This window comes from Turicimonas muris, assembly GCF_002221595.1.
Classification (GTDB): Bacteria; Pseudomonadota; Gammaproteobacteria; order Burkholderiales; family Burkholderiaceae_F; genus Turicimonas; species Turicimonas muris.
Map to the genome: position 1 here is coordinate 275,248 of NZ_NHMP01000004.1, position 15,196 is coordinate 290,443.

Here is a 15,196-nt window from a genome sequence, read left to right on the forward strand (position 1 = left end):
TAATGCTCCCTTTAAAATAAAAGCGATGCGACTTATATCACTTTTTGGATTATGTGTGTGGGAGATCCAGGTGGCGAAACAGGTAAAAACAAAACAACGAGTCATTGATCACGGCGAAGTATTTACAGCTGAACGAGAAGTCAAAGCTATGTGCGATATGGTAGCTAGCGAGTGTCTAAGGATCGACTCTAGATTCTTGGAACCTGCCTGCGGAGAAGGCAATTTTCTCGCTGAGGTTCTTGCTAGAAAGCTAACCGTTGTCAGAACCAAATATAAGCAAAGTTCTTATGAACTCGAACGTAATTCGATTCTTGCTATTTCTAGTATCTACGGAATAGATATTCTTTCCGACAATGTTTCCGCCTGTAGAGAACGCTTGTATCAACTTTGGAATACCTGGTACAAGGGTGTTTGCAAGGATGAAAGCAATGACGCAACTCGAGCAGCCGTAAAATACATTCTAGAGAAAAATATAGTATGCGGTAATGCCCTAAGTATGAAGCTTGTTGATGACACTCAAAAAGATACCCAAGCGTATATAACTTTTCCAGAATGGACATTCCCTTTGAATGACGCACGTATCAAGCGTAGAGATTTTCGGCTTGATGTTCTATTACAAGAGAATACTGATAGTGCGCTCTATGATGGACAAATTGAATTATTCAGCGATGATGCAATGAATGCCAATAATTGGATGTTAGACCCAGTAACTCGCGAAATAATCCCTAAGCCAATAAGAGAGTATTCTCCTATTCACTATAGGAGGATAACTAATGACTGATACTGCCCCTGTAGGAGTCAAATACAACCCAGATGTTCTCAGCTGTCTGGCAAACCTATCAAATGACGAGGTTTTCACTCCTCCGGATGTCGCAAATAGATTATTGGATCTCCTCCCTCAAGATTTATTTGCTAATCCAGATACCAAATTCTTAGACCCCGCCTGTAAAAGCGGAATTTTTCTTCGAGAAATTGCAAAAAGGCTGTTAAAAGGACTGGAGCCTCAGATCCCAGATTTAGAAGAAAGAATTGCTCATATTTTCAAAAATCAGCTGTACGGCATCGCTATTACAGAACTAACCGGCCTACTTGCAAGAAGAAGCCTTTATTGTTCAAAATACGCTAACAATGAGTACTCAGTATTCAAATTCAGTACCCCACAAGGGAATATTTGCTACAAAAGGATGAGGCATAAATGGAAGAACCAAAAATGCATTTACTGCGGAGCCACTAAGTCTAAATATGAGCGAGAGGATGGGTTAGAGACTCACGCTTATCAACTAATACATTCACCTAAACCAGAGGAGATATTTAAAATCAAATTTGATGTAATCATTTCCAATCCTCCATACCAGCTTTCTGATGGTGGAGCTCAGGCAAGTGCAAAACCTATTTATCATCTCTTTGTTGAACAGGCCGAAAGACTAAATCCACGGTATTTGGCAATGATTATTCCTGCCCGTTGGTATGCGGGTGGTAAAGGTCTTGACGAGTTCCGAAATAAGATGTTAGATGATGAACACATAAGAGAGCTTCATGACTTTCCTAATACATCCGATTGCTTTCCTGGTGTAAATATCCGGGGGGGGGTATGCTACTTTTTGTGGGATAAAGAATATAACAATCAACAAGAGTTAGTCCAGGTTGTTACCCACACCAATAAAAACACGCAAGCCACTCAAAGAAGTTTGAAGTATCGTGACTTGGACATATTCTTGAGGTATCAACAATCGATACCTATATTAGAAAAAGTCATGAGCTCCGGTCAGAATGATATGTTGTCTGAGCATATCTCTCCTCGAAAACCTTTCGGCATCGATGCAGAATTTATTAAAACATCTAAACTCCAAAATAAACCAGACAACTTAAAGCGTGCCGTTCCATGTTATGGAAAAGGCAAAGAATTGTCCTATATTGAATTTGATGAGATTCCATCCCATCAAGACTGGATTGGAAAGTGGAAGATCTTTGCGCCAAGAGCAAATAATATTGGCACTGAATTAAATGATGACAATTTAAATGTTTTCATAGGTAAAGACGAAGTTTGTACAGAGTCTTATCTTGTGATCGGGGCAGAAATGAACCTCACTCAAGAAACGGCGACTAATCTTATCTCCTATCTTCAGACTAAATTTGTCCGTTTCCTTCACAGCTTAGCTAAAGCAAGCCAGGATGCGACTTCCAAAACATATCGTTTCATTCCAATGCAAGATTTTTCAAAGTCTTGGACGGATGAAGAACTATTCAAGATGTATGGCTTTACTGAAGGAGAAGTGGCTTTTATCGAGGCACAAATAAAGCCGATGTCATAAATCAACAAGGTTGATTTAACTTACAAAGGCAATACTTTCGAAGAGATCAGTGAGATGTCTCTCCCATAGCCCGAAAAGAAAATTTTTGGGCCAAGCATAGATAGAAGAGTACGGCTAAACGCTTTTAATACATACATAAAAAATTCCAGGAAGAAAAATGAGTCAATTTTTTGCTCCCCCACCCAAATTAAATCCCACTATTTATGCTTATGAGTTTGTCAATGTACCCTCTCACCAAGGGTATCTGAAAATCGGCTACACAGAAAGAGAGCCTGAAGTGCGGATAAAAGAACAACTACATACCTCCGCCGTTTCTTACAGAATTGTGTTTCAGACCTCAGCTATGCGAGCGGATGGTTCTTGTTTCACTGACCATGAAGTTCACTCTGTTTTGAAGAAAAACGGATTCTCGCAGTTAAATGCGGGTAAAGATAAAAACGAGTGGTTCAAATGCGATATCGATTCTCTTAAGGCAGCAATAATTGCTGTACGAGAAGGCAGAAACTACATAAAGAATCGGTTTCAATGTTTCAAGATGCGTCCCGAACAGACTAGAGCTGTCCAAAAAACAGAAGAATATTTTCGACGAGCACAAAAAGAGGACCCTAATAGAGCTCCTAAGTTTCTTTGGAATGCCAAAATGCGATTTGGAAAAACATTTGCCGCATATCAATTAGCCAAGAAAATGAGATTTTCTCGGGTCCTAGTTCTCACTTTCAAGCCCGCAGTTGAATCAGCATGGGCAGAAGACCTGAAAACCCATGTTGACTTTGAAGGATGGAGCTTTATTTCCAACAAGGATGCCAAAGATAGAGGAATTTGTATGGACGAAGCTTTTCTCCAAGCCGATAAAAGCAAACCAATCGTTGTCTTTGGATCTTTTCAAGACTTGCTTGGCACAAATGAGAATGGAGGTGTTAAGGCAAAAAACGAATTTATTCACACAACAAATTGGGACTTAGTGATATTCGACGAATATCATTTTGGAGCATGGAAAGAAAATGCAAAAAAACTATTTGAAGATCCTGATGAAGAGGCGGACATTGACTTCGACCAAGAAAAATATAAGAAAGATGAGGCTGATAATGCCTATAACGAAACTTTTCTACCCATCACATCAAATTTTTATTTATTCCTCTCAGGAACTCCCTTCAGAGCCATTAACTCAGGTGAATTCATAGAGGATCAAATTTATAACTGGTCTTATTCCGATGAACAAAATGCAAAAAGCAAATGGATAGGATCAGGCAACCCATATTTGACATTGCCAAGAATGGTTATGTTGACATATCAGGTTCCCGATAGTATTCAGCAAATAGCAAAAGGAGGAGAATTTAACGAATTTGACCTGAACGTTTTCTTCTCCGTAAAAAAAATGCGGAAAGGAGAAAAAGCGCAAAATGCTCGCTTTATATATGAGTCCGAGGTTAAGAAGTGGCTCCAACTCATCCGGGGAAGCTATCTCCCATCAAATATTGACAATCTCAAGCTCGGCCAAGACAAAAGGCCTCCAATGCCGTTTTCTGACGCTCGGCTGCTAGACATCTTGACACATACTTTGTGGTTCTTACCAAATGTTGCGTCCTGCTGGGCAATGCATCATCTTTTAACTCAGGATAGTTTTTTCAAGGACTACAACATCATTGTATGTGCTGGTTCCGGAGCGGGTATAGGTGTTGCAGCACTTACCCCAGTCCTAACTGCCATGGGAGATCCCTTAAAAACCAAAACAATAACTCTATCTTGTGGCAAGTTAACCACCGGCGTAACTGTAAAACCTTGGACTGGGGTTTTTATGCTACGTAATCTCAAAAGTCCGGAAACCTATTTTCAGACGGCTTTCAGAGTTCAGTCTCCATGGACTGTCGTGGATTCCTCAGGACATCAACAAATTCTAAAGGAAGAATGTTATGTCTTTGATTTCGCCTTGGACCGTGCTCTACGGCAGATAGCAGATTACTCATGTCGGCTTAACGTAAGTGAAGAGAATCCCGAAAGAAAAGTCGCAGACTTCATTCATTTTCTTCCTGTTCTAGCCTATGACGGTTCAACAATGAAACAGATCTCCGCTCAAGATATTCTTGATATCACTTTAGCAGGCACCTCTGCCACACTCCTTGCTCGTCGCTGGGAATCCGCCTTGCTCGTTAATGTTGACAATGAGACTTTAACTAGACTATTAAAAAACAAGAATATCCTCAAGGCTCTTATGAAAATTGAAGGTTTCCGAAGCTTAAATAAAGACATTCAAACCATCATTAACAAATCAGAAAAAGTAAAGGCTGCGAAAAAGAACAACACTAAAAAATCGCCGAATAAGATGAAAGAACTTTCTAAGGAAGAGAAGGAATACAAAACTCTACGAAAAAAAATACAAGAAAAGCTAATTAAGTTTGCGACTAGGATTCCTATCTTCATGTACCTCACGGACTATCGGGAACGTACTCTCAGGGATGTAATTACCAAACTGGAACCCGAATTATTCAAAAAAGTCACCGGGCTAGAGGTACCAGACTTTGAAGCTCTTTGCTCCCTTGGTTTATTTAATTCCAGCCTGATGAATGATGCTATCTTCAAGTTTAAACGATACGAAGACAGCAGCTTATCCTATACAGGGTTAAATCGACATGAAACGCAAGCGGTTGGAGGTTGGGATACGGTTCTTAAGAAAGAGGAATTTACTCAATTTTTTTATAACCAAGCTTTCTCTTCTGAAATTCAAAATCATCCGTAATCCACTAAAAATTATTGAAAAAACTCCCCCCATCGTGAGCTGTCTCGCTAATTGAGAAAGAGGGGAAAATCAAACATAGTTAAAGTTATTGAGAGGCATCTTTTTTCTTTCTGTCCTTTGTTTCTCGTCTCTCTGTTAAAGAAGCAACAGACGAAAACGCAACCTTAAATAGATAAGATCCGTGAATTCACTAAATTCGATGAAAAAAGTACCTTTCTTTTTGTTTTAATTAAGATTTCGAGGCTAATCTTAGAGTCTTCAAATTTTTTCAACAGGTAATCAAACCGATAGGCAACTATTGTCCGCTTACGAAACTATTTGTCCTTACCGGGACCTCGAGGCTTGCCTCTGAATTTGGAATTTTGACAATGATTGAACTACAGCACATAACACAAGAATATGACACTGCTGACGGAAAGGATAAATTTTTCGCCTGCAAAGATGTCAATGTCAGCATCAAGCCCGGAGAAATCTTCGGGATTATCGGCCGAAGCGGTGCTGGAAAAAGCACTTTAGTCAGATGCATCAACCTTCTTAACAGACCTACTTCCGGAACAGTCATTGTTGATGGAAAAGATCTGACAAAAATGTCTGATGAAGAACTGCGCAAAGAAAGAAGACAGATTGGAATGATTTTCCAACACTTCAACCTTCTCTCTTCCCGTACGGTTTTCGATAACGTTGCGCTGCCTCTGGAACTTGCCGGCGTCAGTAAAGCAGATATCCGGAAGAAAGTTGAACCTTTGCTGGAGCTTGTCGGTTTAACCGAGCATGCGAACAAATATCCTTCGCAGCTCTCCGGCGGTCAGAAACAAAGAGTTGGTATTGCCCGTGCCCTTTCCTCTGATCCGAAGATTCTTCTTAGCGACGAAGCGACCTCCGCGCTCGACCCGGAAACCACCCAGGCTACTTTGCAGCTTCTCAAAAAGATTAATCAAGAACTGGGCCTTACTATCGTCATGATTACTCATGAAATGGATGTCGTTAAGCAAATTTGCCATCGAGTCGTAGTGATGAATAAAGGACAAGTAATCGAAGAAGGAAGCGTTCTGGACGTTTTCCGCGATCCTAAGCATGAAGTTACGCAGGCTATGCTCGGAACCGCCTTAGCTGCACGAACCATCCCTGCTTCTATGAAAGAAAAGATTCAGAAGCTCATGCGCGGCACAGACTCTAAAGGAAGACCAATGCACTTGCTGCGCTTAACCTTTGTCGGATCCAATACGACGGAACCGGTTCTTTCCGCTGCTTGCCACAAATACGATCTTGACTTCAACATTCTTCTCGGCCAAGTCGACGAAGTCCAAGGCGAAAGCTACGGCACGCTTACCCTGGTAATGATGGGAGAAAAAGACGATTACCAAGCCGCCGTTGAATTCATTAAAGCCAATAACGTCAAAGTCGAGGAGTTAAGCGATGTCATCTAATATTATTCAACTGCTGTGGGACTCCTTTCTTGAGACCATATTGATGGTCGGTATTTCCGGAGGTCTCGGAGCCGCCATCGGCATTCCTTTAGGTGTATTTCTTTTCATCACCTCTCCTAAAGGAATCATGCCGAAACCTCTAGCCAACAGAATTATCGGCACTCTTGTGAACGCCGTTCGTTCCACCCCGTTCATCATTCTTTTGGTTGCCATCATTCCATTTACCCGTTTGATTGTGGGCTCTTCCATCGGTACCGTTGCCGCTATCGTTCCCTTAACTATTGCGGCTGCTCCTTTGATTGCCCGTTTAGTTGAAACCAGCCTTCGCGAAGTGGACAAAGGTCTCATCGAGGCTGCTCAATCCATGGGCGCCTCAAACCAGCAGATCATCATGAAAGTTTTGCTTCCGGAAGCTATGCCAGGCATTCTTGCCGGCTTAACCATTGCTTTCGTAGCCCTTGTCGGCAGTTCTGCCATGGCAGGTGCCGTCGGCGGTGGCGGTCTCGGTGATATGGGCATCCGCTACGGTTATCAGCGCTTCATGCCTGATGTCATGGCAGCCGTTGTGGTTATCCTTATCATTTTCGTTCAAAGTCTTCAAAGCTTTGGGGACTGGGCGGTTCGCCGGGTTTCTCACAAATAAAAAAATATGGAAGAAGAGTTCTAATTTGATGTAGAATTCCTTCTCCTGCGGGTGTAGCTCAATGGTAGAGCAGAAGCTTCCCAAGCTTACGACGAGGGTTCGATTCCCTTCACCCGCTCCACTTCTCCTCTCCTTCCACCACCTGAGTTCCTTTCGAACAAGGATACAAAATCCTTTAGGTTCAATACCGTTAAATAATTTAGAATTTCTGCAAATTATTAACTTGCAGTGAAAAATGTCACAAGAACTGACTCCGGAAAAACTTGAAGAACTCAAACATAGCCATATACGCAGTTTTAGTACTCGTAAAGGCAGAATCAGCCATGCTCAAGAAAGAGCTTTGAGCGAGCTTTTCCCAAAATACGAACTCACATACGACAAAGAGAATAAAGTTAACGCCAAAGAAATCTTCGGCAACGATAATCCTGTTGTTCTTGAAATCGGCTGCGGAATGGGAGAAACCACCGCTGCAATTGCAGAGGCTCATCCTGAGATTAATTTCATCGGCTGCGAAATCTTCCCCTCCGGCGTTGGAGCACTATCCCTTCTCTTAGAAGAAAAGCAGTTAAAAAACGTTCGCATTTTCAAACATGATGCCGTTGAAGTCGTCAGAGATATGGTTGCTGACGGTTCTTTAGACGGAGTGCACATTTACTTTCCCGACCCGTGGAGAAAAGCAAGGCACCACAAAAGACGCTTAATCTCTCCTTTCTTTGTTGATCTTCTCTCCCCGAAACTTAAAACCGGTGCTTACTTGCACTGTGCAACGGACTGGGAAAACTATGCCGAACAAATGATGGAAGTGCTTTCTGCAGCACCATTGCTGAAGAATAAGTATGAAGGATTCTCTCTGGTTGCAGAAAATCCAATCACCAAGCGTCCGGTCACTAAATTCAATGAACGAGGAAACCGGCTTGGACATGGCTGTTGGGATTTGGTTTTCTTAAAAAAGTAACCGTTAAGACTTTTGAACGTAAATAAGGCTCCCAATGGGAGCCCGATTTTTTGAATCCTAATTAGCTAAAAGCGTTGCTTACCACTTCACAAGACCCGTCATCCAGGTGACTAAGATAACACCGCCGAAGAAAATTCGATACCAGCCGAAAGCTGAGAAATCGTGTCTGGCAACATAATGTAAGAGCCAACGTACAACGATCAAAGCAGAGAAGAAAGAAACTACAAAACCGATACTGATAACCGGAAGACTATCCGCCGACAAGATGTCCCTAGACTGCCAAAGCTCATAAACCGTCGCGCCAAAAATGGTTGGAATAGCCAGGAAGAAAGAGAACTCAGTAGCAGCGGTTCTTGATAAACCGATGACAAGACCACCGATGATAGTTGCTCCAGAACGGCTGGTTCCAGGAATCATCGCGAGACATTGAAGGAAGCCGACCTTCAGCGCATCTTTCCAGGACATATCGTCCATAGTAGCGACTCTCGGGATATAGCTCTTCTTGTCTTGATATCTCTCGACGATGAGAATGATGATACCGCCGATAACCAAAGCCGTCGCCACAGATACCGGATTAAACAACCACTCTTTAATGTACTTGGCAACCATCACGCCAATAACTGCAGCCGGAAGAAAGGCAATAATCGTATTCCAAGCAAGTTTCTGCTGAGCCGGTTCAGTAAAGAGTCCTTTGCAAATTCTGACAATACGCTCGCGGTAATACCAGCAGACAGCGACAATCGCACCAGCCTGAATTGCGATGTAAAACGTGTCGGCTTCTTGACCCGTGTAGTCCAACAAGCTTCCGAAAACAATTAAATGGCCGGTAGAAGAAACCGGTAAAAACTCCGTCAGTCCTTCGACAATTCCTAAAATTACGGCTTTTAAATAAAGAATCCAATCCATGTCTGTTTTTATTCCGGCATAAAGAATTTTTTAAATACTGGTACTAAAGCTTTCTGCTGTTCAGAATTGAGCTGTTTGAACACCTCATCTGTCTTAGCGTTGCAATAAGATTTTTCGCGATTAGAAAGAATACCGCATCGGTAGAACTCAAAAAGCAATTCAGAATTAATAAGTTTGTGTGCTTTGCCAAGTTCTTTTTGAACGCTTTGATTAAAGGCCACGAAACTTTGTTTATCTTTTTCAATGGCGGCTGCCTCTTTTTCTGCGTCAGCCTGAAATTTAATAAACGATCCAGTTGCAACCACAACAACAAATGCCGTGACAACCCAAGGTCCGCGGTTTCTGGAAAAAATAAGCATCTAAGTCCTACTCAAAAATCTTGCAGGATTTACCGCATCCAGCAGATCTTTTTCAATCGGATATGGTTCACCTGTTACTTGGGCCGCAATTATACGTGCTCCCAAATCGCTGAAAATAAGGCCACGAGATCCCATACCCGTATTTAGAAATAAAGTGTCATTGACAGAATCTTTCTCTGATACAAAGCCTTCTATTAAAAATCCGGGAGGAACACTTCCAATCAAAGGAAGCCGATCAGAGGGAGCCGAACGAATACCTTCGTAAAACCCTATCGCAGTGCCGAACACTGCATTGGGGAACATCTTATGAAGCTTCTCTGCATTTTGCCTATGAGCCTCTCTTTCCTCCATGGATGCGCCTTCTCGCTCATAAGTTGCTCCTACGCCAACCCAATTGTCTCCATCATTGATGACATAACCGGGGCCGGTCATAGCTCCTTTCAATTTGGGAAATTCTTCTCCGCTTAAAAGGCTTAATCTTCCATGCCAATTAGTAACCGGAACATTGTCCGATGCTATTTTCAGAAGAGAACTTCCGGGACACAAAATGCAAACGGCGGCTCTTGCCAGTTCCTCTCCCGCATTCCCATAAGCGACCCACTTTCCTTCTTCTCTTCTTAAACTGGACACTCGGGTATTAAAGAGACACAATGCTCCGGAGGAAAAAAGTCTTTCTCTTACAAAACGACCGGCTTCCACTAATCCGGCTGCTGGGTGCAGTAAGGCTCCGTACGAAGTTCCGTAGCCGATTAGATCTGAGACTTCTTCCCGGCTTAACAATCTCAAAAAATTATGCGGAAACTGGAAAGGCTTGTTATTTTGAAACCATCTCTCCCACTTTTTGTACTCCGTCTCGTCTCTGGCGATCTGCGGCAATCCATTAAGGTGGAAATATTCAGGAAAATCACGGCTGATCTCTTTGAGCACGTCAAAACCAGCTCGAGAAAGTCTAAAAAGAAGATTTTCGTCGCCTGCCGGCTGGAAATGTGCGATAGCGTAACGAATTGCCGACGCAGCAGACGCGGCTACCCTTCCTTCGTCTATAACCGTTACTTTCCATCCTCTTCGTGCAAATTCACAAGCACAGGCCGCCCCAGCCATTCCGGCTCCAATAATTAGAAGGGAACGATCAGGATATTTTTCACTGTAAGGAACCTCTTGAGAACGTCTGTGAGAAAACTTCGGACGATAAATGCCTACCGTCATCTGAGATTTTTTGCCAAACCCTTGAACCTTTTGAACTTCAAACCCGGCGTTGTGCAAATCTTCGCGGACGTGCGACGATACGCACCAAGTAGCCAATGTAGCCTCAGGTTTGGCGAACTTCGATAAAGAAGTAAGTACACTGCGTTTCCACATTGCATCATTTTTTGCAGGAGAGAAACCGTCAAGATAAAGAGCATCGTATCTCAAAGCCAGCTTCTTAGACGCAAAAGCAACATCCATAAAATATAAAGACAAAACGACGCGACCGTCATCGAAATAAAGACGGTGAACGCCAGGAACACAGTCAGGCCACTGTTGAACCAACTCGACGGTTTCGCTTGCGACATCTGGATCGGCAAAGCGGAGCAAATCTTCTTTGGATACGGGAAACTTTTCAATAGAAACGAAATGAAGAGATTCCGAGCGATTTAGATCTTCTCTCCATGTTTTTAAAGTAGTAAGAAAATTCGTCCCGAGCCCGAAACCATTTTCCAGAATGACAAACTCCGGACGGTTCTGCCAGGCCTGAGGCAGATTGTTTCCCTTAATAAAAACATGCAGAGCTTGGCCAACTGCTCCTTGACGAGAGGCATAAATATCTCCGAACTCCGCACTGTAAGGGTGCCCGTCCTGATCAGTGATTTGAGCAGGACGAATTTCCTCCTTCTCTGACATTAGTCTTTGAGAGGCTTGAATCTAAGGCGATGCGGTGTGGCACCCTCACCAAGACGGCGCTTCTTATCTGCTTCATACTCGGTGTAGTTGCCTGCAAAGAATTCGACCTTGGAATCACCTTCAAAAGAGAGGATGTGCGTGGCGATTCTGTCCAAGAACCAACGATCATGGGAAATAACCATGGCGCAGCCCGCAAACTCCAACAGAGCTTCTTCCAAAGCACGGAGAGTTTCAACGTCCAAGTCATTGGAAGGTTCGTCAAGAAGAAGAACATTGCCGCCGTTCAAGAGGGTCTTGGCCATATGAAGACGTCCGCGTTCACCACCGGACAAATTACCAACGATCTTCTGCTGATCTCCGCCCTTGAAGTTGAATCTGCCGATATACGCACGGCTCGGCATTTCGAACTTACCTACCTTGAGAATATCCAGACCGTTAGAGACTGCTTCCCAAACAGTCTTATCGTTCGGGAGAGACTCTCTTGTCTGAGTGACGGAGCTAATCTTAACTGTAGAACCAATATCAATCTCACCCGAATCAGGCTTCTGGTCTCCGGTAATCAACTTGAATAATGTGGACTTACCTGCACCGTTCGGGCCGATAACACCGACAATTGCTCCGGGCGGAATCGTAAAGCTCAGATTATCGAACAAAAGCTTATCGCCGAATGCCTTGGAAACATTCTTGAACTCAATGACCTTATCGCCGAGACGGTCTGCGACAGGAATAAAGATTTCGTTGGTTTCGTTACGTTTCTGGTATTCGTAAGAACTCATCTCTTCGAAGCGCTGCAAACGTGCCTTGCTCTTGGCTTGTCTGCCTTTAGCATTCTGACGGACCCATTCAAGTTCGTGCTTCATGGCTTTGATTCGAGCGTCTTCTTTCTTCTGTTCCATTAAGAGACGCTGTTCTTTTTGATCCAACCAGGAAGAATAGTTTCCTTTCCAAGGAATACCATGACCGCGGTCCAGTTCCAGAATCCATTCAGCCGCATTGTCCAAGAAGTATCTGTCGTGAGTTACGGCAACAACTGTTCCCGGGAATCTCTGGAGGAATTGTTCAAGCCAGTCAACGCTTTCCGCATCCAAGTGGTTAGTCGGCTCGTCAAGAAGGAGCATATCCGGTCTGGAAAGCAGCAGACGGCAAATTGCCACACGGCGTTTTTCACCGCCGGAAAGATTGCCGATACGTGCATCCCATGGAGGCAGACGTAATGCGTCAGCAGCAATTTCCATTTGAGTCTCGGCATTGGTACCGCTGGTTGCAATAATGGCTTCCAATCTAGCTTGCTCAGCTGCCAATGCATCAAAATCAGCTTCCGGATCCGCATAGGCTTCGTAGATTTTGTTCAGCTTATCCTGGGCGGAAAAAACTTCACCCAGACCTTCAGCGACGGTTTCTTTAACTGTTTTTTCAGGATCAAGAACTGGCTCCTGCGGTAAATAACCGATGTTTAAGCCCGGCATTGGAATGGCTTCGCCTTCAATCTCTTTATCTATGCCTGCCATAATTTTCAGGAGAGTAGATTTACCTGCGCCATTCAAACCCAAAACACCAATTTTTGCACCAGGGAAGAAAGACAAAGAAATGTCTTTCAGAATTTGTCTTTTTGGTGGAACGATTTTTCCAACTCGGTTCATCGTATAAACGAATTGAGCCATACCATATCCTTTAAAAAAATGCCCGCAATTTATATGCGGGAGTAATGTAATTGAATTTTATTTGTTCAACGTTCGAATTGTTATTTCTTCTTTGGATGGAATAACCAAATTTTACGTATTTTTTCAAAGCGTTCCGCGGCTTTTTTCCTCTTCTCACCCATTTCATTGGGACGGAAGGCAATCCACTTTTTATATACGCCTCGCAGATCCATCGCCTTTAAGAAACCAACTAACCTAGAAGGCAGGCCCTTTGTTTTCATCGCTGTCTGGAAATCAATCAATGCCGGCCGATTATCCGGTTTAACAATCCAATTTCCCATTGCTCCGGTATCAAGATGAACCAATCCTTTCTTGTGGATGTCTCGAAGAATTCTCTCACACTCAGTTAAGAACTCCGGTGTAATTTTGTCCGCAGGATAGTCCCTCAAAGAGGCTCCCTCAACATATTCAAATGCCAGACAGCAAGAGTCAACAAAGAAGGGATTCTGAGGGACGCCCTCTATGCCGTTAAGCATTGAAATCGCGTTAAGTTCGCGATTGAGAAGAATCTTGGCATAAGAATTTCTGACGAACCAATTGCAATCAGAATAGTCCTTTACGGTCCATTTCTTGTTGCCAAAGGTGAGAATTCCGACTTCCGGATGCCAATGTGACGATGTTCTGAGACGAACATAGTCACACTGGTGAGTCAGAAGATAAATTCGATCAAAAGGCTTTCGAAGTTCCAAAGTTATTCTTCCTCATCTTCATCCAAATTTTTAGCCGTTCCGAAAATGGAGCAAAGCCAAATTCCAACTTGGTAGAGAATTACCAAAGGCAAAGCCAGGAGAAGTTGAGAGAGAACGTCAGGGGGAGTAAAGATCGCAGCAATCACGAAGGCGCCTACGACCATGTAAGGGCGTGCTTTTTTTAGTTTTTCTACGGTTGTAATGCCGAGTCTGTTGAGAACTACCACAACGATAGGAACTTCGAACGTCACACCGAACGCAATAAAGAGGGCCAAGACGAAGCCGAAATAGGAGTCGATATCCGGTGCAAAGTTAACGGAATCCGGTGAGAACCCTGCAATGAATTGGAATACCATCCTAAATACGATGAAATAGCAATAAGCCATTCCAAGGAAAAACATAACCAAAGACGAGATGATGATTGGTAATGCGAGTCTCTTCTCTTTTCTATATAAACCGGGGGCAATAAATCCCCACATCTGCCAAAGTACGTATGGCAGAGCAATAATAAAGGCCACGAAAAGCGTTACCTTCAAAGGCACCATAAACGGTGCGATAACGCCTGTTGCCAGCAGCTTTGCACCTTGAGGCAGAGCGACCATCAGCGGTTGGCTGAGGTAGTCGAAAATCTGCTTCATAAACGGGGAAAGGCAGGCGAATACCAACAAAATCGCCACAGCCATGCGAACGATTCTGGAGCGAAGCTCAACTAGGTGAGCGACAAGGGTCTGTTCCTTGTCATCTTCCGGCCCTTCTAACTCTAAGTCTTTATCGCTCATGAGATTATGAATATCTACTTCTAGTCTTGTGAATTCTATTGAGTTTGGCTGCAACAGCCAATTTGTTTACGTGACCCCGTCTAACAGAACGGATCTGTTTCTTAGATCCCGAAGTACTGGACTGAATCATCGCCTTCAGCTCTTCAACTTCTTTACTCAATACAGCAATTTTTTCCGATTCCGTAATCGAATTAAAGTCCACTCCGCTGGAAGTGCCGATTAAGGAATTTTCTTCGGTTAATGCCGGAGGAACAGGAACCGGAATAGAAGTCTGACCGGATTCCGCGTCGTTCCAAGCAAATGCTCCCTCTAAATTAGAGGTATCGACTTTATCCGGAGTGATTTCCCAAACTGTTTCCTTCCCAGCTGCCGGAGTTTCTACCATATTTTCGATAGAAGCCTCGGATTGGGCTACAGCCTTAGGGGCCGTATCAGAAAGCCATTGATTCTTGGCTTCGTTTTTTACTTCGTTGATTTGAGCCGCAGTATCCTTGGCTTGGTCTTCCATACTTTTGCCAATGGAATTTACTGCGGAATTCAGATCGGATACCTCTTTCTCAATCTGATTTTGTGTGTTGCGCAAGTTATCCTGAAGATCGCTAGCCATTTTCTTAGCGTCTTCTTGAATCTTCTTCAGTTCGGATAACTGAATTTCTTTGTCAATATCAGTCTTGACCTGAGTAACAAAACGCTGCGCTTTCCCTATCAGAGAACCCGCAGTCTTAGCAACCTGAGGGAGTTTGTCAGGCCCTAGCACCACAAGAGCTACCGCAGCGATAAGGCCGATCTCTCCCATGCTGAAATCTAGCAT

At 43.5% G+C, this 15,196-nt stretch carries 13 protein-coding genes and 1 tRNA gene; 7 read left to right on the forward strand and 7 right to left on the reverse strand.

The window, feature by feature from the left end; translation table 11 throughout:
• Positions 1–70 precede the first annotated feature (70 nt).
• The 7 genes from ADH67_RS08320 (at position 71) to trmB (ending at position 8,071) form a co-directional block, all read left to right on the forward strand.
• Positions 71–781 carry an SAM-dependent DNA methyltransferase gene (locus ADH67_RS08320; RefSeq protein WP_201415699.1) on the forward strand — a complete coding sequence of 237 codons (711 nt, stop codon included), beginning with the start codon at positions 71–73 and terminating at the stop codon, positions 779–781.
• Positions 774–2,312, forward strand: a complete 1,539-nt coding sequence (locus ADH67_RS08325; protein WP_066595324.1) for an Eco57I restriction-modification methylase domain-containing protein — start codon at positions 774–776, stop codon at positions 2,310–2,312. Before ADH67_RS08320 ends, ADH67_RS08325 begins: the two co-directional genes overlap by 8 nt.
• A 157-nt stretch (positions 2,313–2,469) precedes the next feature.
• Entirely contained in the window at positions 2,470–5,046 is a 2,577-nt protein-coding gene (locus tag ADH67_RS08330) for a DEAD/DEAH box helicase family protein (protein WP_066595326.1), read from the forward strand.
• 368 nt (positions 5,047–5,414) lie between these two features.
• Positions 5,415–6,473 carry a methionine ABC transporter ATP-binding protein gene (locus ADH67_RS08335; RefSeq protein WP_066595328.1) on the forward strand — a complete coding sequence of 353 codons (1,059 nt, stop codon included), beginning with the start codon at positions 5,415–5,417 and terminating at the stop codon, positions 6,471–6,473.
• Entirely contained in the window at positions 6,463–7,116 is a 654-nt protein-coding gene (locus tag ADH67_RS08340; RefSeq protein ID WP_066595330.1) for a methionine ABC transporter permease, read from the forward strand. Before ADH67_RS08335 ends, ADH67_RS08340 begins: the two co-directional genes overlap by 11 nt.
• Before the next feature lie 47 nt (positions 7,117–7,163).
• Positions 7,164–7,237 (forward strand) — tRNA-Gly (locus ADH67_RS08345).
• A 114-nt stretch (positions 7,238–7,351) separates the two neighbouring features.
• On the forward strand, positions 7,352–8,071 hold the full coding sequence (gene trmB / locus ADH67_RS08350; RefSeq protein WP_066595332.1) for a tRNA (guanosine(46)-N7)-methyltransferase TrmB: 720 nt from the start codon (positions 7,352–7,354) through the stop codon (positions 8,069–8,071).
• Between the two features lie 78 nt (positions 8,072–8,149).
• Here the strand turns inward: trmB and ADH67_RS08355 are convergent, their stop codons facing one another.
• The 7 genes from ADH67_RS08355 to ADH67_RS08385 form a co-directional block, all read right to left on the reverse strand.
• A complete protein-coding gene (locus ADH67_RS08355; RefSeq protein WP_066595334.1) occupies positions 8,150–8,977 on the reverse strand; it encodes an undecaprenyl-diphosphate phosphatase in 828 nt (275 codons plus the stop codon).
• A gap of 8 nt (positions 8,978–8,985) precedes the next feature.
• Positions 8,986–9,336: a hypothetical protein gene (locus ADH67_RS08360; protein WP_066595336.1), complete on the reverse strand. Its 351-nt coding sequence runs from the start codon at positions 9,334–9,336 to the stop codon at positions 8,986–8,988.
• Entirely contained in the window at positions 9,337–11,217 is a 1,881-nt protein-coding gene (gene mnmC / locus ADH67_RS08365) for a bifunctional tRNA (5-methylaminomethyl-2-thiouridine)(34)-methyltransferase MnmC2/FAD-dependent 5-carboxymethylaminomethyl-2-thiouridine(34) oxidoreductase MnmC1 (protein WP_066595338.1), read from the reverse strand.
• Positions 11,217–12,878 carry an energy-dependent translational throttle protein EttA gene (ettA, locus tag ADH67_RS08370; RefSeq protein WP_066595340.1) on the reverse strand — a complete coding sequence of 554 codons (1,662 nt, stop codon included), beginning with the start codon at positions 12,876–12,878 and terminating at the stop codon, positions 11,217–11,219. Before ettA ends, mnmC begins: the two co-directional genes overlap by 1 nt.
• An 80-nt stretch (positions 12,879–12,958) precedes the next feature.
• The gene (locus ADH67_RS08375) at positions 12,959–13,606 is read right to left on the reverse strand and encodes a protein kinase family protein (RefSeq protein ID WP_066595342.1); all 648 of its coding nucleotides are present in this window, start codon (positions 13,604–13,606) and stop codon (positions 12,959–12,961) included.
• A gap of 2 nt (positions 13,607–13,608) precedes the next feature.
• A complete protein-coding gene (tatC, locus tag ADH67_RS08380; RefSeq protein ID WP_066595344.1) occupies positions 13,609–14,385 on the reverse strand; it encodes a twin-arginine translocase subunit TatC in 777 nt (258 codons plus the stop codon).
• A gap of 4 nt (positions 14,386–14,389) precedes the next feature.
• Positions 14,390–15,196, reverse strand: coding sequence for a twin-arginine translocase TatA/TatE family subunit (locus tag ADH67_RS08385; RefSeq protein ID WP_066595345.1), 807 nt, complete (start codon positions 15,194–15,196; stop codon positions 14,390–14,392).